Annotated in this window: 19 protein-coding genes; 6 read left to right on the top strand and 13 right to left on the bottom strand. The window is 66.2% G+C overall.

What is annotated here, in order from left to right:
- From IEV83_RS17380 to gabT (IEV83_RS17370), 3 genes are all read right to left on the bottom strand, one after another.
- Positions 1-425: electron transfer flavoprotein subunit beta/FixA family protein (locus IEV83_RS17380; protein ID WP_188478621.1), on the bottom strand; the 425-nt coding region annotated here is incomplete at its 3' end.
- Between the two features lie 22 nt (positions 426-447).
- Complete coding sequence (locus IEV83_RS17375) at positions 448-1,884, bottom strand: aldehyde dehydrogenase family protein (RefSeq protein ID WP_181760147.1); 1,437 nt, start codon at positions 1,882-1,884, stop codon at positions 448-450.
- A gap of 144 nt (positions 1,885-2,028) precedes the next feature.
- On the bottom strand, positions 2,029-3,330 hold the full coding sequence (gabT, locus tag IEV83_RS17370) for a 4-aminobutyrate--2-oxoglutarate transaminase (RefSeq protein ID WP_181760146.1): 1,302 nt from the start codon (positions 3,328-3,330) through the stop codon (positions 2,029-2,031).
- A 71-nt stretch (positions 3,331-3,401) separates the two neighbouring features.
- Here gabT (IEV83_RS17370) and IEV83_RS17365 point away from each other — a divergent pair, with 71 nt between their 5' ends.
- On the top strand, positions 3,402-4,031 hold the full coding sequence (locus tag IEV83_RS17365; protein WP_371873485.1) for a cupin domain-containing protein: 630 nt from the start codon (positions 3,402-3,404) through the stop codon (positions 4,029-4,031).
- Positions 4,032-4,146: 115 nt separating this feature from the next.
- On the opposite strand, the gene IEV83_RS17360 is transcribed toward IEV83_RS17365, so the two are convergent.
- The 4 genes from IEV83_RS17360 to IEV83_RS17345 form a co-directional block, all read right to left on the bottom strand.
- Positions 4,147-5,466: a TRAP transporter large permease gene (locus IEV83_RS17360; protein ID WP_181760144.1), complete on the bottom strand. Its 1,320-nt coding sequence runs from the start codon at positions 5,464-5,466 to the stop codon at positions 4,147-4,149.
- A gap of 115 nt (positions 5,467-5,581) precedes the next feature.
- Positions 5,582-6,154 carry a TRAP transporter small permease subunit gene (locus IEV83_RS17355; RefSeq protein ID WP_181760143.1) on the bottom strand — a complete coding sequence of 191 codons (573 nt, stop codon included), beginning with the start codon at positions 6,152-6,154 and terminating at the stop codon, positions 5,582-5,584.
- Complete coding sequence (locus IEV83_RS17350; RefSeq protein WP_181760142.1) at positions 6,151-7,161, bottom strand: TRAP transporter substrate-binding protein; 1,011 nt, start codon at positions 7,159-7,161, stop codon at positions 6,151-6,153. The genes IEV83_RS17355 and IEV83_RS17350 overlap by 4 nt, the downstream gene beginning before the upstream one ends.
- Before the next feature lie 415 nt (positions 7,162-7,576).
- The gene (locus tag IEV83_RS17345) at positions 7,577-8,509 is read right to left on the bottom strand and encodes a LysR substrate-binding domain-containing protein (RefSeq protein ID WP_181760141.1); all 933 of its coding nucleotides are present in this window, start codon (positions 8,507-8,509) and stop codon (positions 7,577-7,579) included.
- 150 nt (positions 8,510-8,659) lie between these two features.
- Between IEV83_RS17345 and gabT (IEV83_RS17340) the strand changes: the two genes are divergently transcribed.
- Together gabT (IEV83_RS17340) and IEV83_RS17335 are read left to right on the top strand one after the other, a co-directional pair.
- Positions 8,660-9,943 (top strand): 4-aminobutyrate--2-oxoglutarate transaminase, encoded by a 1,284-nt coding sequence (gabT, locus tag IEV83_RS17340; protein ID WP_209003223.1) that lies wholly within the window; start codon positions 8,660-8,662, stop codon positions 9,941-9,943.
- Positions 9,944-9,960: 17 nt separating this feature from the next.
- Positions 9,961-11,418: an NAD-dependent succinate-semialdehyde dehydrogenase gene (locus tag IEV83_RS17335; RefSeq protein WP_209003227.1), complete on the top strand. Its 1,458-nt coding sequence runs from the start codon at positions 9,961-9,963 to the stop codon at positions 11,416-11,418.
- Between the two features lie 71 nt (positions 11,419-11,489).
- Here IEV83_RS17335 and IEV83_RS17330 read toward each other — a convergent pair whose 3' ends face one another.
- From IEV83_RS17330 to IEV83_RS17315, 4 genes are all read right to left on the bottom strand, one after another.
- The gene (locus tag IEV83_RS17330) at positions 11,490-12,311 is read right to left on the bottom strand and encodes an inositol monophosphatase family protein (protein ID WP_209003335.1); all 822 of its coding nucleotides are present in this window, start codon (positions 12,309-12,311) and stop codon (positions 11,490-11,492) included.
- Positions 12,312-12,340: 29 nt separating this feature from the next.
- A complete protein-coding gene (locus IEV83_RS17325; protein WP_181760139.1) occupies positions 12,341-13,432 on the bottom strand; it encodes an ABC transporter ATP-binding protein in 1,092 nt (363 codons plus the stop codon).
- Positions 13,429-15,657 (bottom strand): ABC transporter permease, encoded by a 2,229-nt coding sequence (locus IEV83_RS17320; protein ID WP_181760138.1) that lies wholly within the window; start codon positions 15,655-15,657, stop codon positions 13,429-13,431. Before IEV83_RS17320 ends, IEV83_RS17325 begins: the two co-directional genes overlap by 4 nt.
- A gap of 76 nt (positions 15,658-15,733) precedes the next feature.
- A complete protein-coding gene (locus tag IEV83_RS17315; protein WP_371873487.1) occupies positions 15,734-16,747 on the bottom strand; it encodes an ABC transporter substrate-binding protein in 1,014 nt (337 codons plus the stop codon).
- Between the two features lie 195 nt (positions 16,748-16,942).
- Between IEV83_RS17315 and IEV83_RS17310 the strand changes: the two genes are divergently transcribed.
- A complete protein-coding gene (locus IEV83_RS17310; RefSeq protein ID WP_181760136.1) occupies positions 16,943-18,040 on the top strand; it encodes a LacI family DNA-binding transcriptional regulator in 1,098 nt (365 codons plus the stop codon).
- 18 nt (positions 18,041-18,058) lie between these two features.
- On the opposite strand, the gene IEV83_RS17305 is transcribed toward IEV83_RS17310, so the two are convergent.
- Complete coding sequence (locus IEV83_RS17305) at positions 18,059-18,805, bottom strand: GntR family transcriptional regulator (protein ID WP_181760135.1); 747 nt, start codon at positions 18,803-18,805, stop codon at positions 18,059-18,061.
- Between the two features lie 156 nt (positions 18,806-18,961).
- Here IEV83_RS17305 and kynU point away from each other — a divergent pair, with 156 nt between their 5' ends.
- Positions 18,962-20,230, top strand: coding sequence for a kynureninase (gene kynU, locus IEV83_RS17300; protein ID WP_181760134.1), 1,269 nt, complete (start codon positions 18,962-18,964; stop codon positions 20,228-20,230).
- A gap of 113 nt (positions 20,231-20,343) precedes the next feature.
- The gene (locus IEV83_RS17295) at positions 20,344-21,255 is read left to right on the top strand and encodes an alpha/beta hydrolase (protein WP_244628230.1); all 912 of its coding nucleotides are present in this window, start codon (positions 20,344-20,346) and stop codon (positions 21,253-21,255) included.
- A gap of 4 nt (positions 21,256-21,259) precedes the next feature.
- Here IEV83_RS17295 and IEV83_RS17290 read toward each other — a convergent pair whose 3' ends face one another.
- The gene (locus IEV83_RS17290; RefSeq protein WP_181760133.1) at positions 21,260-22,171 is read right to left on the bottom strand and encodes a LysR family transcriptional regulator; all 912 of its coding nucleotides are present in this window, start codon (positions 22,169-22,171) and stop codon (positions 21,260-21,262) included.
- Positions 22,172-22,301 lie beyond the last annotated feature (130 nt).

Below are 22,301 nucleotides of genomic sequence, written 5' to 3'. Positions count from 1 at the left end.
AAGGTGCCTTGCGCCCAGCCCAGGAGCGCTGCCAGCATCTGGCCGGTCTGGTTGCAGTCGTCGTCAATCGCCTGCTTGCCCAGGATCACCAGGCCCGGCTCTTCCTCGGCGACGATCGCCTTCAGGATCTTGGCCACCGCCAGCGGCTCCGTCGTGGCATCGGTCTTCACCAGGATGCCCCGGTCCGCGCCCATCGCCAGACCCGTGCGCAGCGTCTCCTGCGCCTGCTGCGGACCCACCGAGACCACAACGATCTCCGACGCCTTGCCCGCTTCGCGAAGACGGATCGCCTCTTCAACCGCGATCTCGTCAAACGGGTTCATCGACATCTTAACATTCGCAAGATCAACGCCTGAACCGTCCGACTTCACCCGAACCTTCACGTTGTAGTCAATAACCCGCTTTACGGGCACAAGGATCTTCATCTTTGTCTGTCCTTCAGTCGAGTTAGCCGGCAAAGCTGTAGGCGGTCTTCACGGTGGTGTAGAATTCGGCGGCGTAGCGGCCCTGCTCCCGCGAGCCGTAGGAAGAGCCTTTGCGGCCGCCGAAGGGCACGTGATAATCGACCCCGGCGGTGGGCAGGTTGACCATCACCATGCCGGCCTGGGCGTGGCGCTTGAAATTGCGCGCATAGGCCAGGCTGGAGGTGCAGATGCCAGCCGACAGGCCGAACTCGGTGTCATTGGCCAGTGCCAGCGCTTCGTCGAAATCGTGGGCGCGGATCAGGCTGGCGCAGGGGCCGAAGATTTCCTCGCGGCTCGTGCGCATGTCGTTGGTGGCATTGAGGAACAGCGCCGGGCGCTGGTAATAGCCCTCACGCTCCTCGTTGAGCCGCTCGCCGCCGATCACCTCGGCGCCCTCGCTGGCGGCCAACGCCACATACTCCAGATTGCTGTTCAGCTGCTTGGCCGAGACCACCGGCCCGATCGCGGTGGCCGGATCGAGCGCATCGCCGACCTTGGCCGAGGTCGCCGCCGCCGCCAGCCGCTCGGCAAATTCGTCATAGATCGGATCGCAAACGATCAGCCGCGAGGAAGCGGTGCAGCGCTGCCCGGTGGAGAAGAACGCGCCGTTGAGGCAGGCGGCGACGGCGACATCGAGATCGGCGTCTTCCATCACCACCATCGGGTTCTTGCCGCCCATTTCGAGCTGCACCTTCTTCAGGCCGGAGGCGGCGCGTACCGCCAGGGCCCGGCCGACCGGTACCGAGCCGGTGAAGGAGATGGCATCGACCTCAGGGTGCTCGACCAGCGCGTTGCCGACGATGGCGCCGGTGCCCATCACCAGGTTGAAGACGCCGGCCGGCGCACCGGCCTCATGCAGGATTTCCGCCAGAAGATGGGCGGAGGCCGGGGTCAGGTCGGCGGGCTTGCAGACCACCGTGTTGCCATAGCAAAGCGCCGGCGCGATCTTCCAGGCGGGAATGGCGATGGGGAAGTTCCACGGGGTGATCAGCCCGACCACACCCACCGGCTCGCGGGTCACATCCACATCCACATCGGCCCGCACGGAGGCCACCGCATCGCCGGTGACCCGGATCGCCTCACCGGCGAAGAAGCGGAACACCTGGGCGGCACGGCCCACCTCGCCGATGGCCTCGGCCAGCGTCTTGCCCTCCTCCCGGGCAAGCACCCGGCCAAGTTCCTCCTTGCGCTCCGCCAGGCGCAGCCCCACCCGGTCGAGCAGGTCGGCGCGTACCTGCGGGCTGGCCCCGGCCCAGGCTGGCAGCGCGGCCCGCGCGGCCATCACCGCCCGGTCCACCTGCTCCGCATCGGCGCGGGCGTAAAGCCCCACCAGATCGGTGACGTCCGAGGGGGAGCGGTTTTCCACCGCATCCGCGCCCGCCAGCCATTCGCCGGCAATGAGGTTCTTCCGAAGGTCCATGATCGTCTCCCGCCTGTGCCTGGCGCTTTGTTTTTCCGCGCCGGGCACCCGTCCGCACCGGTTGTCAGGTCTCTGGCAATGCCTTCCCTGTGGCAATGCCATGGCCCCGTCACCGCAGCAGCGGCGACGGGGCCTGTCGTTTTATCAGGCCGCGGCCGCGCTGGCACCAATGGCCGCCTCGATGGCCGCTTCGATGATGTCGAGTGCTTCCTCGACCTGATCCGTCGGCGTCGTCAACGGCGGCAACAGGCGGATGACGTTGCCATAGGTGCCGCAGGGCAGGATGATCAGCCCGCGCGCTTCCGCCTCGGCGACGATCCGCTGGGTCAGCGCCGTATCCGGCTCGCGGCTGTCGCGGCTGGTGACGAGCTCGAAGGCGACCATGGCGCCGAGGCCGCGCACATTGCCGATCGGCTCCATGCCCTGACGCTGGGAAAGGGCGGTCAGTCGAGCGGTCAGCGCCGCGCCGATCTGGTTGGCGCGGGCGCACAGATCCTCGCCGGCGATCACGTCGAGCACCGCATTGGCGGCGGCCACCGCCAGCGGATTGCCGGCGTAGGTGCCGCCGATGCCGCCAACCGGCGCCGCGTCGATCACCTCGGCCCGGCCGGTGACGGCGGACAGCGGGAAGCCACCGGCCAGCCCCTTGGCCATGGTCACCAGATCGGCGGCGACGCCAGCATGTTCCATGGCGAACAGCTTGCCGGTGCGGGCCATGCCGGCCTGAACCTCATCGGCGATCAGCAGGATGCCATGCTGGTCGGCAATCTTGCGCAGCTCGCGCAGGAAATGCGCATCTGCGACGTTGAAGCCGCCCTCGCCCTGCACCGGCTCGATGATGAAGGCTGCAACCCGCTCCGGGTCGATGGTTGATTTGAACAGCTGGTTCAGTGCCGCCAGGCTCGCCTCGGCCGTGACGCCGTGATAGGCGTTGGGGAAGGGGGCGTGGAACACCTCCGGCGGCATGGCGCCGAAGCTCTTCTTGTAGGGCGTGACCTTGCCACACAGGGCCATACCCATCAGCGTCCGGCCATGGAAGGCGCCGGCAAAAGCGATCACACCGGACCGTCCGGTGTAGGCCCGGGCCATCTTCACCGCGTTCTCGACCGCTTCCGCGCCGGTGGTGGCCAGCATGGTTTTCTTCTGAAAATCGCCCGGTGCCGCGGCATTCAGCCGTTCGGCGAGCCGGATGTAGCCCTCATAGGGGGCGACATGAAAACAGGTATGGGTGAAGGCCTCGGCCTGCTCGGCCGCGGCCGCCATCACCTTCGGGTGGCGGTGGCCGGTGTTGTTGACGGCGATGCCGGCGGCGAAGTCGATGTAGCGCTTGCCTTCCACATCCCACAGCTCGGCGTTCTCCGCCTTGACGGCATAGATGCCACGGGTGGCCACGCCCTGGGCGACGGCGGTTTCGCGGCGGGATTTCAAATCGACGGTTGCGGTCATGACGATCCTCCTAATCTCAGAATTTCATATCATATGCTCAGAATAATGAGCAATCGCTTTTTGCGCTATTGATGCGTCGTTCGGCTGCCACTAACTTGGCGCGATCAGGAACGGAGGTGCGGATGGCAGATTTCGATGTAGGTGCAAGGCTTCGGCAGTTGCGCCGGGCGCATAACATGTCCCAGCGTCAGCTCGCCGAGGCGGCGGGAGTGCCGCATGGCCAGGTGTCGATGATCGAAACCAACAAGAGCAGTCCTTCCATTGCATCCTTGCGCAAGATTCTGGGCGGTCTTGGGGTTGGAATGGTCGAATTTTTCGAACCTGAGGCCCTCGATGCGTCGAAGGTGTTCTTCACCCCGTCGGAACTGCGCGACCTGACCTCGCGGGTGTACTCCGAGGTGAAGGGGGCGGAGGGCAAGATGAGCCTGAAGCAGGTCGGCGATGCGCGCAGCCATGGTTTGCAGATCCTCTATGAGACCTATGAGCCGGGCGCCGATACCGGCGAAACCATGCTCGAACATGTCGGCCATGAGGGTGGGGTGGTGGTCGCCGGGGAAATCGAGGTGACCGTCGGCGAGAACACCATGATCCTGAAGGCGGGAGATTCCTATCTGTTCAACTCCCAGGATCCGCATCGGTTCCGCAATGTGAGCGACCGTCCGGCCACCATGATTTCCGCCTGCGTTCCGCCGTATCTCTAGCGATTGCCCCCGGTATCCGCGTCCACCGCTCTCCTCTCCTGTTCCTTCTTCCGTTAGTCCTGCGATGGCGACGCCCGGACGGTTTTCCGCCCGGGCGTGCCGGCGTTTCTGGCCGTCAGAACAAGAGGCTTGGCAGCCACAGGGCGATGCCGGGGAAGATCACCACCAGCGCCAGGCCGAGGATCTGCAGCGCGACGAAGGGCAGGGCCGACATGTAGATGTCGACGATGCTCACCTCCTTCGGCGCGACCGAGCGCATATAGAAGAGGTTGTAGCCGAACGGCGGTGTCAGATAGGCGGACTGCATGCTGAGGATGAACAGGACGGCGAACCAAACCGTGTCGAACCCCAGCTCCCGCACCACCGGAATGTAGAGCGGCACGGTGATGAAGATGATGGCGAAATCATCGAGGAACATGCCGAGCAGGAAGTAGCTGACCAGCATGGCGATGATCACCGCATGCGGCGACAGGCTGTAGTCGTCGATCAGGTCCTGAACCATCATGCCGGCGCCGAGCCCGACGTAGATCTTGCTGAAGAACACCGCCGCGATGGCGATCCAGATCAGCATGCCCATCAGCTTGGCGGTGGTCTGCAGCACCGAGCTCAGCATCGCCAGATCGACCTGCCGGCGCAGGGCGGCAATGAGAAGCGCGCCGGCCGCGCCGATTGCCGAGGCCTCGGACGGTGAGGTGACGCCGCCCACGATGCCGCCAAGCACCACGCCGACGAGCAGCCCAGGGCCGATCAGGTGGCGCAGCGACTTCAGCTTTTCCATGCCGTTGACGCGCTCCGCCTTGGGCGTCGGCGGCCCGAGCTCCGGATTGAGCCGGCAGCGGATCAGGATATAGGCGATATAGATGCCGGCGAGCATCAGCCCGGGAATCAGCCCGGCGGCGAACAGCTTGCCGACCGAATCCCGCGACAGGAAGGCGTAGATGATCATCAGCACGCTGGGCGGGATCAGGAAGCCGAGCGCGCCGCCGGCCATGATGGTGCCGGTCACCAGGCGCTTGTCGTAGGAGCGCTTCAGCATCGCCGGCAGGGCGATGATGCCAAGGCTCACGGTCGCCGCGCCGGAGACGCCGGCCATGGCGGCGATGATAGCGCAGATCAGCACCGTGCCCACGCCCAGGCCGCCGGGCAGCCCGCCCACCAGCTTGTGGATCATCTCGAACAGGTCGTCGGTGATGCCGGAGCGCTCCAGCACGAGCCCCATGAAGATGAACAGGGGCAGCGCCACCAGCAGGAAGTTATCCATGGTCTCGTAGGCGGAGGCGAGCAGCAGGTCGAGCCCGCCGGCGCCGAACATCAGATAGGCGCTGCCCATGCCCGAGATCATCAGCGCCCACGCCAGCGGCGCGCCGATGGCCATCAGGCCCAGCATCGAGACAAACATGATGGCGGTGATCGTCATCGGGTCGAGTTCGGCCATTTTCATTCCTTTCGGCAGAGCCGCGCGCGGCCTGCTCAGCGGGCGATGCCCGCATCCCGTGTCCGCCCGGCGCCCGCGCCGTCCGGCCAGGACGGGGCACGGCGCGCGGGCAGCGTCAATGCAGGGTTTCCGGGGCGTGGGTCTCCGCCACGTGCTGGTCTTCCTCGCTGCGCGGGTCCTCGAAGGCGATGCCGAGACAGCGCAGGAGCGCCCGCAGGAATTCGGCGATGTTCTGCAGCAGCAACAGGCCGACGGCGATCGGGATCACGGTCTTGATCGGGTAGAGCGGTGGCTGCCAGACGCTGCGGGCGGAGAATTCGTTCATCGCCCAGGAGGTGGCGGCGAAGTCCACAGACAGCCGGAAGAAGACCGCAAGCACCACCAGACCGAGGCCGAAGACGATGGTGTCGAAGAAGCCCTGCACGCGCGGCGGCATCAGGGCGTAGATGACTTCGCTGCGCACATGATCGTGGTGACGCAGCGCATAGCTGCCGGCGAGAATGCAGAAGGCGCCGAACAGCATGGTCGACAACTCATGGGCCCAGATCGTCGGCGCGTTCAGGAAGTAACGCGCGACGATCTCGATCAGCAGCACGCCGATCAGCCCGAGGGTGATCCAGGAAATGACCTGCCCGACGAACTCGGACAGGCCATCCTGGAGAACCAGGTATCGGGTGAAGCGTTTCACTTCAGGCGTCCCTTGGCCTTGGCGTTCTCCACCAGGATCTCGATCGCCTTGGCGTTGCGCTCCGACTTGGCGGCTTCCTCCTGCCAGACGGTCTGCGCGGCGGCGGTCAGCCGGGCGGAATCCTCGGCCGGAATGGTCGAGAACTCGAAGATCTCACCGGCATCGACGATCTTCTGGTTGCCCTCTTCCAGCCAGGCGTGAATGTCGGCCGCATACTGGTCGATCGCCTTGGTCAGGATCTCGCGGTGCTCCTCGGACAGGCCGTCCCACACCTTCGGGTTGGCGATCACCGTTTCGATCCAGCCCGGATTGAGCATGTTGAGGAAGGTGTAGTGGGTGGCGGTCTCATGCAGCTTGAGCTGCTCGTATTCCACCGGGCCGCCGTAGATGGCGCCGTCGATCACGCCGGTGGACAGGCCGATGTAGAGCTCCTGCGCCGGCAGGTAGACGGTGGGAATGTCAAAGGCCTTCAGCACCTTGGCCATCTGCCCGGTGGCGCGGATCTTCATCGTCTTGAGGTCGTCAAGGCCGTTGATCGGCGTCTTGGTCAGGATGTCGTAGTTGCTGCCGTAGCCGCGGCCGACCAGGGTGACGCCCTTTTCCGCGTAAGCCTCGGCGATCAGGGTGTTGAGCCCCTTGTCCTCGAACAGGGCGCGGGCTTCCTCGGCGCTGGTCCAGGCGCCGGGCAGACCTGCCTCGATGTTGCCGATGTCGACCTGACCGGACCAGTAGCTGCCCACGCCATAGGCAATGTCGATGGTGCCCTTGGCCACCGCATCGACGAACTGATCGCTGGCCACCAGCTCGCCGCCGCGGAAATACTGGATGCGCAGCGTGCCGCCGCTGGCTTCCTTGACCGTATCCCGCATCTTCTTGGCAAAGGCGTCCATTTCCGTGCCATAGAAGGTGTGGAAGCGCAGGCGGACCTTCTCCGCCGAGGCCGCGCTTCCCAGCGCGATCGACATGGTCACGCCAAGGGCGAGAGCTTTGAGGAATGTGCTGGCCATATGGTGTTTCTCCCTAGATTCAGATGCCCGGTCGCGGGTGGTCCCGCATGGATCGGTGACGGCGAACGCAAACAGGGGTGCAATTTCTGCGCTCAAGATTCATGACAATACGCCGTGATTTTACGTATTATCCTGTGCGAAGTGCCGCGTAGCGGTTTTTTCAACTTCCTGGCGCGTACTGAAATTCAGGCGGAAATTTGGCGGATTGGCTCGGTTTTTAGCCAAAATCTCGCTCCCCGTCGCCTCGATCACTCCTCCCGAGGCAGACCATATCCATGCTCATTTTTCTGCGCAATATAAAATCATTTCCTTAGACAAATTGGTGAGTAGTTCTTCCAAGCTTGCGGTCGCAAGCGTGGCTATGTCCTGCATCGGCGCGGGCAACGGCAGGGTGTGCGGTGGTCGGGCGGTGGCGTTAGTCGCCGGAAGCCTCCGACAGGGCCAGTTCGGCCTGGATCCAGTCGCGCAGGCGGACAATTGCCGGATCGCTCCGCCGTGTCGGGGCGACGACGAGATAGTAGCCGCCAAGGCGGATATCGGTGTCGAACAGCTCGGTCAGGTTGGCCGCGTCCAGCTCGCGCCGGGTCAGGATGCGGCTAGCAAGAGCGATGCCCTGACCCGACATCGCTGCATCGAGGCCAAGGTTCGCATCACCAAGGCGCGGCCCGCCGAGCGTGCCGGCGGCAATGCCGGCGGCTTCGAACCAGTTGCGCCACTGCCGGTGGCTTTCTTCATGGATCAGCGGCAGGCGCGGCAGCCGCTCCGGACTGTCCGGCACGCCGCGATCAGCGATCCAGTTGGCCGAGGCCACGGGAAACATGCGTGGGCGCAAGAGCGGCACGGCGGCGGCGGGCAGATCGTCGAAATCGCCGAAGCCGATGGCCAGATCCGCTTGGGAGCGGCTGAAATCGGGCAGCTCCGTGGTCGAGCGTACCATCACATTCGCGCCGGGAAACAGCTCCTCCAGCCGCGAGATCCGGGGCGCCAGCCAGCGCGAGGCCAGCCCGGGCACGCACCAGATGCGGATGCCCCGATTGCGGTGGCGCGGACGCAGGTCACTGGCCGCGTTGGCGATCAGTTGAAAGGCCTGGGTGACGGAGGCGAACAGGCTCGCCCCCTCGTCCGTCAGCATCGCGCCGCGCGGTCCGGACTGCACCAGCTTGCAGCCCATCCAGGCTTCCAGATTGCGCACATGCCGGCTGACCACCGTGTGGCTGACACCGATGTTGTCGGCGGCCTTGCGCATGCTGCCGGTCCGCCCGGTCGCCTCGAAGGCGCGCAGCATGATCAGCGGCGGCATCTGCGCCGACGGCGCCGTGTCCTCGCCCGTGTCGTCTGTGTCGATCATGTGGCGGCCATTCGGTGATCCATGCCCGGCGCTTCATGTCCGGTCAGTGGAAACTATGATGCACCACAGCGTGTAAATCAATCACGTACCGGGGACCGCCCGTTCCCCCGTATTCTCCCCGGCAAACAGTCCATGGAGAGCCCCTCGATCATGACCAACACCGATTTGCAGCAGCGGCGCGAGACCGCCATCCCCCGCGGCATCGCCACGGCCTTTCCCGTCTATGCCGCCCGCGCCGAGAATGGCGAGCTGTGGGACGTCGACGGCAACCGTTATGTGGACTTCGCCGGCGGCATTGCCGTGCTCAACACCGGCCACCGCCATCCGAAGGTGATGGCCGCAGTGGCCGAGCAGTTGGAAAACTATACCCACACCGCGTTCCAGATCATTCCCTATGAGCCCTATGTGGCGGTCTGCGAGCGGCTCAACGCGCTGGCGCCGTTCTCCGGTCCGGCCAAGTCGATCCTCCTGTCGACGGGTGCGGAAGCGGTCGAGAACGCCATCAAGATCGCCCGGGCGCATACCCGCCGCGCCGGTGTCATCGCCTTCACCGGCGGTTTCCACGGCCGCACCAGCCTGACCATGGCGCTGACCGGCAAGGTCGCGCCCTACAAGAAGTCCTTCGGCATTGCCCCGGCCGGCGTCTACCACGTGCCATTCCCGGCCGAGGAGCATGGCGTCAGCGTCGCCGATGCGCTGCGCAGCCTCGATCTTCTGTTCCGCGCCGATATCGATCCGAGCGATGTCGCCGCCATCATCATCGAGCCGGTCCAGGGCGAGGGCGGCTTCCTGCCGGCGCCGGCCGAGCTGGTCGCCGAGCTGCGCAAGATCGCCGATGCCCATGGCATCGTCCTGATCGCCGATGAAATCCAGACCGGCTTCGCCCGCACCGGCAAAATGTTCGGCATCGAGCATTCCGGCGTCGAGCCGGATCTTGTCACCGTGGCCAAGTCGCTCGCCGGTGGTTTCCCGTTGTCCGGCGTGATCGGCCGGGCCGAGATCATGGATGCGGCCGGCCCGGGCGGCCTTGGCGGCACCTATGCGGGCAGCCCGATTGCCTGTGCGGCGGCGCTTGCCGTTCTCGACGTGATCGAGGAAGAGGGGCTGGTCGAGCGCGCCAATGCGGTTGGCGCCCGGATCAAGGCGGCGCTGGAAAAGGCCGCCGCACGCAACGATGCGGTTCCGGTCGCGGCGATCCGTGGTCCCGGTGCGATGGTCGCCTTCGATATCGTCAGCGCCGATGGCGAGGGAACGCCGGATGCGGAAGCGACCCGCCGGGTGGTGGCCGCCGCGCTGGCCGAGGGGCTGATCATCCTGTCCTGCGGCGTCTACGGCAACACCATCCGCATTCTCAACCCGCTGACGGTGTCCGACGCGCTGCTCGACGAGGGGCTGGAAAAGCTCACCCGCGCGCTCGTCGCGGCCCGGGCCTGAGGGGAAAGGGGATGACCATGCGAACCCTGACCGATCCCGCTCTGCTGAAGACCCAGAGCTTCATTGACGGTGCCTTTGAAGGGGATGGCTGCGTCGCCGTCACCAATCCGGCGACCGGGGAAACCCTCGCCAAAGTGCCGGACATGGGCGCGGACGAGGCGACCCGTGCCGTTGAGGCGGCGGCTGCCGCGTTCCACCCCTGGGCGGCGCGGACCGCCAAGCAGCGCAGCGCCATCCTCAGGGCCTGGTTCGACCTGATCCAGGCGAACCGCGAGGATCTGGCGACGATCCTGACCAGCGAGCAGGGCAAGCCCTTCGCCGAGGCGCTGGGCGAGATCGACTACGCCGCGTCCTACGTGGAATTCTACGCCGAGGAAGCCAAGCGGGTGATGGGCGAGATCCTGCCCTCCCATACCGCCGACGCCCGGCTTCTGGTTCTGCGTCAGCCGATTGGCGTCGTCGCCGCCATCACCCCGTGGAATTTCCCGGCGGCGATGATCACCCGCAAGATCGCCCCCGCGCTGGCCGCCGGCTGCACGGTGGTGGTCAAGCCGGCGCCGGAAACGCCGCTGACCGCGCTTGCGCTGGCGGAACTGGCCCGGCGCGCCGGTTTCCCGGAGGGCACCGTCAATGTGCTGACCGGGGATGCGGTGGCCATCGGCGGCGTGCTTTCCAGTCATCCGAAGGTGCGGCTCTTGGGCTTCACCGGCTCCACGGCGGTGGGCAAGATGCTGATGGCCCAGGCGGCCACCACCGTGAAGAAGGTGGCGCTGGAGCTGGGCGGCAATGCGCCGTTCATCGTCTTCGACGATGCGGATATCGACGCGGCGGTCGATGGCGCCATCGCCTCCAAGTACCGCAACATGGGGCAGACCTGTGTCTGCACCAACCGCATCTATGTGCAGGACGGGGTGCATGACGCCTTCGTCGCGCGGCTGGCCGAACGGGTTGCCGCGCTCAAGGTCGGCGACGGCTTCGAGGATGGCGTGGTGCAGGGGCCGTTGATCAACGACCGGGCGGTGGAGAAGGTGGAAAGCCACATCGCCGACGCACTGGCCAAGGGCGCTCAGCTTGTCACCGGCGGCAAGCGTCACGAGCGCGGCCGCACCTTCTTCGAGCCGACGGTGCTGACCGGCGTCACAGCCGACATGCTGGTGGCCTCGCACGAGACCTTCGGGCCGCTGGCCCCGGTGTTCCGCTTCTCCACCGAAGAAGAGGCGATTGCCGCAGCCAACGATACCGAATTCGGTCTCGCCGGCTATTTCTATGCCCGGGACGCGGGCCGGATCTTCCGGGTGCTGGAAGCGCTGGAATACGGCATGGTCGGCATCAACACCGGGGCGATTTCCACCGAGCTGGCGCCGTTCGGTGGCATCAAGGAGAGCGGCAATTCCCGCGAGGGCTCGCATCATGGCATTCATGAGTTCACCGAACTCAAATACGGATGCCTTGGCGGCCTGACCCGCCCGGCCTGATTGATCGGCCTGAACCCCCACCAAAAAACGCACGCGTCGGTCCATCGTGGCCGGCGCGCGCATGTTACGGCCTATCGCAGCGGAACGCTGACCGCCGAAAGCCGGTCCAACTCGTCGAAACTGCCGGGTGTGGCGGCGAGAATGCGCGCCGGCGTGGTCAGCGCATCGCCGGGAAACGGCAGCACCTTGCCGCCGGCCTCTAGGATCAGGCAATGGCCGGCCATGCAGTCCCAGGCGTTCATGCTCGGCTCGGCATAGCCCACCAGCCGCCCGGCGGCCACATAGGCCAGCATCAGCGCGCCGGAGCCGTTGCGGATGAAGCCGCCGCCGATCTCCAGGATATTGCCGATCATGCCGGCGACCGCGGAGGGCGGAACTCGGTCGTTGGAGCCAAGCCCGACCACGCCGCTGCGCAGGTCCAGCGTGTCGGTGACCCGGATCGGTGCCCCGTTCAGGGTCGCGCCGCCGCCGCGCATGGCGGCGTAGAGTTCCCGGTGGCAGGGGGCGGCGATCACGCCGATCACCGGTTCGCCGCCAAGGCTGACGCCGATCGACACGCACCAGTTCGGCATACCGTTGAGGAACGGGCTGGTGCCGTCGATCGGGTCGATCACCCAGGTCAGGCCGCTGCTGCCGGGTTCAAGGCCGAATTCCTCACCGAGAATGCCGTCCTTGGGGAAGGCTTTGGCGATGCGCTCGCGGATCAGGGTTTCGACCGAACGGTCGGCCTCCGACACCAGGTCCTGGGCATGCCGCTTGGTTTCCACGGCAAGGGCATCGCGGCGCTGAAAAAAGTCGAGCGCCAGCAGGCCGGCGGCTTCGGCCAGCTCCTTGGCGAAGGCGAAACGGTCGGCAATCCCGGTCTCGGCCGGGGCGGGGTCGGCAAGGGTCAAGGCAGTCTCCTGAAAGATGGGCGAGCCGGCTAACCGACGATCAGCGCGATGCCGCGCTCGCGAAATCCGATGGACACATCGGCCCCGGGCGGCAGCGGATCGGCGGTGCCGGTGTCGATGACGAAAATGGTGCTGCTTTCCAGTTCGACCTCGTATTCGACATGATCGCCGAGATAGGCCGAACTTTGAACGCGGCCCGGCAACCGGTTTTCGGGACCCGGTTTGCCGGTCCGAGGTGTCCCACGATCAGGTGTCAGTGTGATGGCATTGGCCCGCACCGCCAGCTTGGCCGGCCCCGGGGTGGCGGCTCGGGCGGCCAGGCTGTGGCGAAAACCGCTGATCTCGATGGTGGCCCGGCCCTCGCTGACATCGACGATCTGGCAGGGCAGCACATTGGCCTCGCCCATGAAATCGGCGATGAACTCGGAGACCGGCGCTTCGTACAGCTCGCGCGGCGGACCCTGCTGCGCGATCCGGCCGCTGTCCATCACCACGATCCGGTCGGAGACGGCGAGCGCCTCCTCCTGATCATGGGTGACATAGACGGCGGTGAAGCCAAGCCGCTGCTGCAGCTCGCGGATTTCCGTGCGCACCCGCCGGCGCAGCCGCGCGTCGAGATTGGACAGGGGCTCGTCGAGCAGCAGCACCTGCGGCTCCAGCACCAGGGCGCGTGCCACCGCGACCCGCTGCTGCTGCCCGCCGGACAGCTCCGCCGGCAACCGGCCGCCGTAGCCGGCAAGCCCGACCAGCGTCAGACCGGCATCGGCGTTCTCCCGCGCCTCGGCCTTCGACTGGCCGCCGGCCTCCAGCCCGTAGGCGACATTGTCGAGCACCGACATATGCGGAAACAGGGCATAGGACTGGAACACCATGGCGACGTCGCGCTCGTTGGCCGGCAGCCGGGTCACGTCGCGCCCGCCGATCTCGATGCTGCCCGAGGTCGGTGTTTCCAGTCCGGCAAGCATGCGCAAGGTGGTGGTCTTGCCGCAGCCGGAGGGGCCGAGCAGGGTGACGAGAGTTCCCGTTTCGATGTCCAGATCAAGGTCATGGATCGCCGTGAAGGTGCCGAAGCACTTGCGAACATTGCGAAAGCGGACGGAGCCGCGCGCTGGTTGGGTCATGCTTCTGCCTCCTGGGCAAGGGATGGGCGGGCCGCTTTCGGCTTGTGGGTAACGCTGGTCTCGCGCCGCAGCCGGCGTTCGCCGACCAGGAGCTGGAAACCGGCGATCACGGTGATCATCACGAAGATCAGCACCGAGGAATAGGCGATGGCGATGCCGTATTCGCCGTTCTCCACCAGGCCGACGATATAGGCGGTGGCCATGTTGTACTTGGCGCTGACGAGGAAGATCACCGCGCTGATCGAGGTGATCGCCCGCACGAAGGAATAGACCAGCGCCGCCATGATCGCCGGTCGCAGCAGGGGCAGGATCACCTTGCGGATGGTGCGCGGGCTGCTGGCGCCAAGGGTGATCGACGCTTCGTCCAGGCTCTTGTCGAGCTGGCTCATGGCCGCGACGCCGCCGCGTACGCCCACGGGCATGTTGCGGAAGACGAAGCAGGCGATGAGGATCAGCGCCGTGCCGGTCATCTCCAGCGGCGGCAGGTTGAACGCCATGATGTAGCTGATGCCAATCACCGTGCCGGGAATGGCAAAGCTCAGCATCAAGGCGAACTCGAAGGCGTTGCGGCCAACGAATTTCTGCCGGACGATGAGATAGGCGGTCAGGAGCCCGACGGCGGCGGTCAGCGGCGCGGCCAGAAGCGCGATCTCCATGGTCGTCCAGAAGCTGTCCCAGGCAACCCCGGTCCAGGCCAGACCCCCATCCCGCCATTCGACGGAAAAGCCGCGCAGATAGTGTTCGAAGGTCAGCGTGTGATCGAGACCCCAGGTGGTCACCAGACCGCCGAACAGGATCATGCCGTAGATCGCCAGGGTGAAGACGATCCAGGGAACGACGATGGCGTAGAGCAGGGCGGCGAGCGGAGCCGGCAGGGCGACATGCTTGCCGGAATCGCCCTTGCCGGTGACGGTGGCGAAGTTGCGGCCCGACAGCCACAGCCGCTGTACCAGAAACGCCGAGAGCGTGAAGGTCAGCAGCACGATGGCCAGCACTGCGGCGCGGGACGGATCGGTCTGGGCGCCGACCACGGCGAAGAAGATCTCCGTCGACAGCACCCCGTGGCTGCCGCCGAGCACCAGCGGATTGCCGAAATCGGCCATGCTTTCGATGAAGGCGATCAGGAAGGCATTGGCCAGGCCCGGCGCCATCAGGGGCAGGGAGACCAGGCGGAAGGTGCGCCAGCGTCCGGCGCGAAGGGTCTGCGAGGCCTCCTCCATCGACGGGCTGACCCCTTCCACCACGCCGATCAGCACGAGGAAGGAAATCGGCGTGAAGGACAGCACCTGGGCGATCCAGATGCCGGTGAGGCCGTAGAGCCAGCGGCCCAGCTCGACGTCGAAGGCCGCCTCGATCCAGTGGGTGACGACGCCGGAGCGGCCGAGCATCATCGTCAGCGCCAGGCCGATGACGAAGGGCGGGGTGATGATCGGCAGCACCGTCAGGAGCCGCAAGCCCTTTTTCGCCGGAAAGCGGGTGCGGGTGGCGACCAGCGCGAAGGCAAGGCCGAGCAAGGTGGAGCCGGTCGCGGTCATCAAGGCCAGGAACAGGGTGCGCCAGGCGACGCCGCAGCGGTTGCCGCCGATCACGCAATCAAGACTCCAGATCGCCGGATCCTGAATGTTGCGCAGGAAACCATCCGGGTTGAACGACCCGTCGAAGTCCTGGAACGAGCCGGCGAACATGCTGACGATCGGATAGAAGACGAAGGTGGCGACCAGGGCGATGAGCAGGGCGATGGCGCCAAGGGTGAAGGCATCGCCCTTCATCACCCCGCGTTCCGCCAGCCCGAAGGCAAGGAGCGCGAGGAAGCACAGGAACAGCATGACGGCGCCGGCGCCGAAGGCCGGCTGTCCGGGGTCGAGCGGGCCGAACACCGTGTCGCCGAGGCTCCAGGACCAGCCCCACAGGGTAATGGCAAGGCCCTGCAGCACCATGAAGATCAGCCCGGCGGCGCCGATGGCGGCAAGCGTGCCGCCGCGCCGCCCCGGTTGACTGAGCGCCCGCACGCCGAGGGCGGCGGCGAACAGCGCCAGGGCCACGGCAAGCCACCCGCGGCCAAGGAACGGTTGCAGGATGCCGGGATTGAGCTCGGGCTTTTCGGCCATCTCGGCCAGCCAGCCGAAGGAGAAGAAGCCGCCCTCCACCCGGTACCAGGGCAACAGGCAAACGGAGAGCAGGCCGAGCCCGAACATGATGTCGAGCCGGCGGTTTTCGCGGGTCATGGCGCGATCCTGTGGCAGGTCAGATGGACGGACCTCCGGCGCCGTGGCCGGAGGTCCTTTTCTGGGAAAGGCGCGATCAGTTGGCGATGGCGCCGATCTCGCGGTCCCAGCGCTCCAGCAGCGCGCGGCGGCGCTCGGTGCTGCCATAGGTGGCGAAATCGTAGTCGATCAGCTTGACCTCATCGAGGTTCGGCGCCTCCTTCGGCACCGCCGCGTTCTTGTTCGACGGCAGCTGGAAGGATTTCGCGTCCTTCAGGAGCGATTGGGTCTCCGGCTTCAGTACCCAGTCGTACCAGACCTTGGCCTCGTCGGCATTGCGCGCCCGGTTGACGATCGACATGGAGCCGATCTCGTAGCCGGTGCCCTCGCACGGCGCGACCACCGCGACCGGGAAGCCCTCGACCGCCTGGGACACCGCGTCATGCATGAAGACGATGCCGACACCGGTTTCGCCGCGCGCCGCCGCCTTGACCGGTGCGGAGCCGGACTTGGTGTATTGCGCCACGTTGTCGTTGAGCTTCTTGAGATAGGCGAAGGCCTCGTCCTCGCCCATCAGCTGCACCAGTGTTGCCAGTGCGGTGTAGGCGGTGCCGGAGGAATTGGGATTGGCGACCTGGATCTCGCCCTTCAGCGCCGGGTCGAGCAGGTCCGCCCAGCATTTCGGCGCTTTGGCGCCCTTTTTCTTCAGGATGTCGGTGTTGTAGCCCCAGCCGAGCGCGCCGGAATAAACGCCAACCGTCTTGTAGCCGGAGCTTTCCGCCTGCTTGACGGCCCAGGGGTGCAACTCGGCCAGCATCGGCGATTTGTACTCCATGGTCAGCCCGTCGGTCGCCGCCTGCAGATGCGGATCGCCGGTGCCGCCCCACCAGATGTCGGTCTTCGGATTGCGCGCCTCGGCGCGCAGCTTGGCGTAGGCCTCACCAGACGACAGGCGCACCATCGACACGTCGATGTCATGATTGGCCTCGAAGGTCTCCACCAGCAATTCGCAGATCACCACATCGGCGGAACAGATCAGGTTGAGTTCGGCGGCATTCGCCGTCCCCGCCGCGCCAAGGAGCGTTCCCGTGGCGATCACGGTCGCGGCCATCAAGCTCTTTTTCATCAGAAGATCCTCCCTCCAGGCGGTTCCCGCCGCCATGTGTTTGTACACGTGTGCAATGTTTGACAAGGGACAGAAACAAGTCAATCCTTGATGTCATCAGTTTGTCATAAAAAATCATGCTTGAAGAAGATTGAAAGTTTGCACGGCTGTGCAAGCGCGGGTAATTTCCGGAGGGACTGGATGGGCGGCGGTGAGGGCAAGGTGACAGCGCGGAAGATCTCCGGGGACGCTCGGGCGGAAGGTGCGGGGCAGGGTGGGGCGAAATCGGTGAGCGCCAAGGACGTGGCGGCGCTGGCCGGGGTCTCCCGCGCGGCGGTGTCGCGCACCTTCACCCCCGGCGCCAGCGTTTCCGCCGAAACCCGGCGCAAGGTGCTGGAGGCGGCCGATGCGCTGGGCTATCAGGTCAACCATCTGGCGCGGGGGCTGACCCGGCAGCAGACCGGGATCGTCGCGCTGATCGTGGCGAAGCTGGCGACGCCCTATCGCTCCGCCATGGTGCAGGCGCTGACCGGCAAGCTGCAGGCGGCCGGCAAGGTGGCGATGATCATCAACACCGATCAGGAAGAAGCCACCGTGGAACTGGCGCTGCGCCAGGCCCTGAGCTACCGCGCCGATGCGGCGGTCATCCTGTCGGGCATGCCGGACCGCTCGATTGCCGATCTGTGCCACCGCAACGGCCAGCGGCTGGTGTTGATCAATCGCGACGACAGTCTCCCCGGGTCGATCCAGCTGCGCGTCAACGATGCGCAGGCCGGGCGCATGGCGCTGTTGGCGTTTCTGCGTGCCGGCTGCCGGCGGCTGGCGGTGGCCACCTCCTGCGATGACACGCCGAGCCTGCTCGCCCGCGAGCGCAGTTTCCTGGAGGAGGCCCGCACGCTGGGCCTCGATGTGCAGTGCGAGCGGTTCGGTGCGAGCGGCTACGACAGCGGTCTTGCCCTTGGCGAACGCCTGTTGGTGCGGCCGGAGCGGCCGGATGCGGTGTTCTGCACCACCGATCTGATCGCCTGCGGGGTGATGGACGCCGCCCGTCAGCGGTTCGGCCTGTCGATCCCGGCCGATCTCAGCGTGATCGGTTTCGACGATATTCCCCAGGCCGGATGGGAGGCCTATCAACTGACCACCTTCACTCAGCCGATCGAGGAAACCGCCAGTGCGGCCGTCGACTGGATCGCGCGCGGCGAAAATGGGGACGTGCCCTGTCGGGTGGATCTGACTGCCACCATGCGCTGGCGCCGGTCGGTGCGTGCTAGGCAGGCGGAGGCGGCCCCGGCTGGCTGACCGGTGCTGTGCTGTCGGTCAGGCGCCGGGAGCGGCGGGCAACCCGGCGAGATCGGCGACGGCAAACACTCCCTTCATCAACTGGATGTGCTCGGCCATGAGGGCAAGCGCGGTGTCCGTGTTGCGGTCAAGGGCCGCTTCCATCAGTGCCGTATGCGGTTCAAGCGCCAGCGCGCCCTGCAGGGCGTGAAAGGCCGGGCTGTCACGCCAGCCGTCGCCGGTGCCGGCGGAAAGTCCGGGGGTGATCGCCAGCACCCGGTGATGCCGGCGGGTCTGGTCGGTGATCTGCAGATAGAACCGCATCAGCCAAGGGGAGCGGCTGGCGGCCAGCAGTGCATGATGGAATTCCTCATGGCGCTGTTCCCAGTCGCTGATCACCAGTTCGCGCGGATCTTCCACCGGCGGCTTGCAGCGCGACAGCCGGTAATGGGCGGCGACCAGCGCGGTTTCCCAGCCGTCGTCGCCGCAGGCAATGGATTCGGCCAGGAGCGGCAATTCCACCAGATGCCGCGCCCGGGTCAGGTCGTTGAGCTCCTCCACCGAGACCGGCGCAACGCTGAAGCCCTTGTTGCTGCTGGAGACCACCAGATGCTCCGCCTCCAGCCGCGACAGCGCCTCGCGCAAGGGGGTCCAGCCGATGCCATAGGCATCGCGCAGGGCGCCGAGCTTCAGCGGCGCGCCCGGGCGTAGCCGCGTTTCCAGGATCTCCTGGCGCAGGCGCTGGTAGGCGGCTTCGGTCTTGGTCGGGGTTTCGCTCTTGGCCATTGGGTCCATGCCTGTGATCTTGAAACTATATATATCACAGGCGGATATCTCATATTATATATATTAATTGACATTTTCGATAATGAGGGAATGATCTGCCTCTGAAGCACGAATGGTCCGGAGACACAGTCCGGCGACAGGCATGTGAGGACGAAAATGACCCTGGTTGGCGATCATTCCACTGGCGTGCCCATGCGGGCAGAGGTCGAGGCCCGGGACGCCGCCGATCCGCTGGCCCATCTCCGGGACCGCTTTCATGTGCCCGAGGGGCTGATCTATCTGGCCGGCAATTCGCTCGGGCCGGCGCCGCTGGCCGTCTTCGACGACATGGAGACGGCGCTGCGGCAGGAATGGGCCGATGGGCTGGTCGGCAGTTGGAACGAGGCCGGCTGGTTCGCCCTGGCCGACCGGCTCGGCGACCGCATTGGCGCGCTGATCGGCGCGGAGGCGGGGCAAACGGTTGCCTGCGACACCACCTCGGTCAACGTCTACAAGGCGCTGCACGCGGGGCTGTCGCTGCGCCCGGGTCGCACGACGATCGTCGCCGAAAGCGGCAGCTTTCCCACCGATCTCTACGTCGCCGAAGGGGTGGTCGCCGGCCGGCCGGATGTGACCCTTTTGCTGGAGGGGGTGGATGGCGCCACCCTGGAAGAGCTGATCGGCGAGCGCACGGCGGTGGTGCTGGTCAATCACGTCGACTATCGCACCGGCGCCTTGCGCGACATGGCGGCGCTGACCCGGCGCGTCCATGAGGCGGGCGCGGTGGTGGTCTGGGACCTGTGCCACTCCGCCGGCATCCTGCCGGTGGCGCTTGATGCGTCCAACGCCGATCTGGCGGTCGGCTGCACCTACAAATACCTGAACTGCGGCCCCGGGTCGCCGGCCTTCATCTATGCCGCCCACCGGCACCATGAAACCCTGCGCCAACCGCTGTCCGGCTGGTGGGGGCATGCCGCGCCCTTCGCCTTCGAACTGGGCTACCGGCCCGACGCCGGCGCCCGGCGCCTTCTGTGTGGCACCCAGCCGATCCTGTCGATGCGGGCGCTCAACGCCGGGCTTGCCGCCATCGAGGATGTGGACATGGCCGAGATCCGGGCGAAAAGCCTGGCGCTGACCGATCTGTTCATGGATCTGGTGCGCGAACCTTGCGCGGCGCATGGGGCGGAGATCGTAACGCCGCAGGCAGCCGCGGAGCGGGGCAGCCAGGTGTCGATCACCCATCCAGACGGCTATGCCATCATTCAGGCGCTGATCGCCAGAGGCATCGTCGGCGACTTCCGGGCACCCAATCTGATGCGCTTCGGCATGGCGCCTGCCTATCTCAGCTACCACGACATTCATGTGGCCGCGACGGCGCTGGTGGAGGTGCTGGAAAGCGAAAGCTGGCGCGATCCGCGCTTTGCCGCGCGCCGCGCCGTGACCTGATCCGGCGCTGGATGGACGCTTTCGGGCCGGTCCTGTATCAGGGACCGCCCCGGATGCCGTGATCGGTAGCCGGGATCGGCAACCGGGATCGGCAATGGGAGGAGACCACGCCAATGACCATGCTCAACAATGAAGCGGGGCTCGACACGGAAGCGGCGCTGCCGCGCGCGGAGATCGACCGCGATTACAACGCGCGCGCTTCGGTGCCGCTGGAGACCTTCGAGGCGGCCATGCGCGACTACCGCGCAGGCTCGGACGCGGCGCGTGTCGCCTGTCCCGGTCATCTCGATGTGGTCTATGACCGGCAAAGCGGCCAGACCCTTGATATCTATGGGCTCGGTGACACGCCGCGCCCGGTGTTCCTGTTCATCCACGGCGGCTATTGGCGGGCGCTGTCGAAACGCGACTCCGCCTTCATGGCCAGCACCCTGGCCGCCCATGGCATCGCCACGGCGGTGGTCGACTACCGCTTGGCGCCGGAGGTGGATCTGCAGGAGATCGTGCGCGAGGTGCGCGCGGCCGCAGCCTTCCTCTGGCGTGAAGGGGGCGACTATGGCCTCGATCCGGAGCGGATCTATGTGGGCGGCAGTTCCGCCGGCGGCCATCTCACCGGAGCGCTCTTGTCCGGCGGCTGGCACCGGGCGTTCGATGTGCCGGAGACCCTGATCAAGGGCGCTATGCCGATCAGCGGGTTGTTTCACCTCGGCCCGATTGCGCACTCCTTCGTGCGCGAGTGGCTGCCGCTCGAAGACGGTGATGTTGCCAGCCTGAGTCCGGCGCTCAACCTGCCGGCCTGCGGCTGCCCGATCATCACCGCCTATGCGGAGGGCGAACCGGCCGGGTTCGAACGCCAGTCCATCGGTTATCACCGGCTCTGGCAGGGGGCAGGATTTCCCTCCACCTTGCTGAAAGTGGCTGGGCGCAATCATTTCGATGTGGTGCTGGATCTTGCCCGGGAGGACACGGAGCTGACGCGGGCACTGCTGGCGCTGATTGGCACGCGCCAGACACCGGCAGGCGCTTGACGCCTCAACTGGTCTCGCGCGGGGTGAGCTGCTGCGCATAGCGCCGCAGCACCGCCGAAAAGGCGGAAACGGCCGGTGAGACCGAGCGGCCGGTGGCATGGATCATCACCACCTCGCGGGAAATGCTCGGGCCGGTCAGCAGTTTGCCCGAGACCTTGCGGTATTGCGCCGCCGCCAGCGCATAGGTTGGCAGCACGGCAATACCGAGACCGGCTTCCACCAGGGCGATGGCGGTGGTGATCTGCGACACCTCGTAAGCCGGCTTCAGGGGCACCTCCGCTGTCTCGAAGCCGACCTCGACCAGCAGTCGGATGCCGCTGTCCCGGGTCAGGGTGATCAGCGGCTGGCCGGCGAGGTCGGCCCAGCTCACCGATGCGGCACCGTTGAAGGCGCTTTTCTGGTCGCAGAACAGCATCAGGCTGTCGCGGCTGAGCGGCACCCGCTCGATCCCGTCCTCCGCCGGAGAGAAGGTGCCGAGGCCGCAATCGGCCCGGCCGCTGCGGACGCTGTCGAGGATCTGCTCGGTGCCGACATCGGCCAGCTCCACGGAAATGCCGGGATGCCGGCGGCGGAAATCGGCAATCGCCTGCGGCAACACCACCGCCGCCAGCAAGGGCGGGGCGGCGATGCGGATACGCCCGCGCTTGCGTTCGGCCAGGTCGTGCACGCTTTGCACCGCATCTTCCAGATCCTCATAGATCTTCTGCGCCGAGGCGCGGAATTCCCGTCCCGCCTCGGTCAGCTCCACGCGCCGGGTGGTGCGGTCGAACAGTCGGGTGGCCAGTTCCGCCTCAAGGTCGCGGATCGCCTGCGACAAGGCGGGTTGCGCCAGGTTCATGCGCCGGGATGCCCTTGAAAAATTGCCGAATTCGGCAACCGCCAGAAAGCACTCGATCTGTCGGAGGGTGACCTTCATCGCGCAAACCTTATTTATCGTTTTTGGTTATCAATTAATACGATGAAACAGGATTGTCGTATAGATGTCGCCCGTGATTTCCTGAGGGAAGTTTAGGAAAGGCGGCGCCCGGCGGGCGCGGCGGGCGGAG

The sequence above is a fragment of the Stappia taiwanensis genome (genome assembly GCF_014635285.1).
GTDB lineage: Bacteria > Pseudomonadota > Alphaproteobacteria > Rhizobiales > Stappiaceae > Stappia > Stappia taiwanensis.
The sequence above is the reverse complement of the archived record's forward strand: the minus strand, read 5'-3'. Positions and strand labels throughout refer to the sequence as shown.

Bases quoted from the DNA above. Each gene is read 5' to 3' on its own strand.
- IEV83_RS17375 (WP_181760147.1), bottom strand. From the start codon at position 1,884: ATGGACCTTCGGAAGAACCTCATTGCCGGCGAATGGCTGGCGGGCGCG.
- gabT (WP_181760146.1), bottom strand. From the start codon at position 3,330: ATGACCGCAACCGTCGATTTGAAATCCCGCCGCGAAACCGCCGTCGCC.
- IEV83_RS17365 (WP_371873485.1), top strand. From the start codon at position 3,402: ATGCGTCGTTCGGCTGCCACTAACTTGGCGCGATCAGGAACGGAGGTG.
- IEV83_RS17360 (WP_181760144.1), bottom strand. From the start codon at position 5,466: ATGGCCGAACTCGACCCGATGACGATCACCGCCATCATGTTTGTCTCG.
- IEV83_RS17350 (WP_181760142.1), bottom strand. From the start codon at position 7,161: ATGGCCAGCACATTCCTCAAAGCTCTCGCCCTTGGCGTGACCATGTCG.
- IEV83_RS17345 (WP_181760141.1), bottom strand. From the start codon at position 8,509: ATGATCGACACAGACGACACGGGCGAGGACACGGCGCCGTCGGCGCAG.
- gabT (WP_209003223.1), top strand. From the start codon at position 8,660: ATGACCAACACCGATTTGCAGCAGCGGCGCGAGACCGCCATCCCCCGC.
- IEV83_RS17335 (WP_209003227.1), top strand. From the start codon at position 9,961: ATGCGAACCCTGACCGATCCCGCTCTGCTGAAGACCCAGAGCTTCATT.
- IEV83_RS17325 (WP_181760139.1), bottom strand. From the start codon at position 13,432: ATGACCCAACCAGCGCGCGGCTCCGTCCGCTTTCGCAATGTTCGCAAG.
- IEV83_RS17320 (WP_181760138.1), bottom strand. From the start codon at position 15,657: ATGACCCGCGAAAACCGCCGGCTCGACATCATGTTCGGGCTCGGCCTG.
- IEV83_RS17315 (WP_371873487.1), bottom strand. From the start codon at position 16,747: ATGGCCGCGACCGTGATCGCCACGGGAACGCTCCTTGGCGCGGCGGGG.
- IEV83_RS17310 (WP_181760136.1), top strand. From the start codon at position 16,943: ATGGGCGGCGGTGAGGGCAAGGTGACAGCGCGGAAGATCTCCGGGGAC.
- IEV83_RS17305 (WP_181760135.1), bottom strand. From the start codon at position 18,805: ATGGCCAAGAGCGAAACCCCGACCAAGACCGAAGCCGCCTACCAGCGC.
- kynU (WP_181760134.1), top strand. From the start codon at position 18,962: ATGACCCTGGTTGGCGATCATTCCACTGGCGTGCCCATGCGGGCAGAG.
- IEV83_RS17295 (WP_244628230.1), top strand. From the start codon at position 20,344: ATGACCATGCTCAACAATGAAGCGGGGCTCGACACGGAAGCGGCGCTG.
- IEV83_RS17290 (WP_181760133.1), bottom strand. From the start codon at position 22,171: ATGAAGGTCACCCTCCGACAGATCGAGTGCTTTCTGGCGGTTGCCGAA.